At 58.4% G+C, this 992-nt stretch carries 1 protein-coding gene; it reads left to right on the forward strand.

Features of this window, described 5'->3' with window-relative positions; all coding sequences use genetic code 11:
- Nucleotides 1-182 precede the first annotated feature (182 nt).
- The coding region (locus EN742_RS36000) for a M24 family metallopeptidase (protein ID WP_128333941.1) at nucleotides 183-992 on the forward strand (810 nt) is incomplete at its 3' end.

Consider the following 992-nt stretch of genomic DNA (forward strand, 5'->3'; position numbering starts at 1 on the left):
GGTTCATGTGGTTTTTGATGAGTATGCGCCGAATAACTGGGCAACCGGCGGCAAACTCTGGTCGAGAATGTAGGCCGGCAAGTTGGGCTTGATCGTACTGTTTGTAGCTCGGAGGGCCGTGCGTCGAATCTGTAGCAGGTCTCAACCGCCGTAAATCCAATCAAGCTCGATACGAGGAACCGATGAGCGATTTCAAAGTGGCTTCACCAGATCCTGACGGGTTCCTGCTCCGCGACAACTGGAGCGATTTGCGGCAGTTTCGGCAGATGCCGGATATCGATTTCCAAAGGCTCGACAAGTACCGGAAGGGCCGCCTTCGAGCTGCAATGCGGGCCTCCGACGTCGCTATGTGCGTGCTGGTGAGTCCCATCACCATTCGTTACGCGATTGATTACAACACCTTTCCTTTGTTCCAGTCGCATATCCCGGTCACCTATCTCTTTTTTCCGCTCGACGGGCCGGTCACCCTGCATCAGGCCTACAGCCGCGGATCATCGGCCGACCGGGTCAGGTCGGGAAGGCCACTCTCGTTTTTTGAGGGCGGGTACGAACTTCCCGAGGCCGCCACGCTCTTCGCCGACGACACCGTGGAATTCCTGAATGAAATCGGAACCACCAACCGCAAGGTGGCTCTGGAATACATCAACCCGAGCATCACTCAGGCTCTGCTGCAGCGCGGGTTGGAGGTCATTGACGCCGCCGACATCGTCGAAGGGGCACGCGTCATCAAATCGGATGACGAAATCGCCTGCATCAGATGGGCCTGTGCCGTGGCCGAGCATGGCATCGCGCGAATGCAGGAAACCATGGGCCCGGGCGTCACGGAAGTGCAGCTCTGGGGCATCCTCAACTACACCAACCTGGCCAATCAGGGCGGCTGGCATGAGGGACGCATGCTGGCGTCAGGACCACGTATCAATCCGTGGCTGCAGGAAGCCACTCAAAGGGTCATTGAGCCCGGGGACCTGGTCGGGTTTGACACCGATATGGTC

Source organism: Mesorhizobium sp. M4A.F.Ca.ET.020.02.1.1 (assembly GCF_004022645.1).
Taxonomy (GTDB): domain Bacteria; phylum Pseudomonadota; class Alphaproteobacteria; order Rhizobiales; family Rhizobiaceae; genus Mesorhizobium.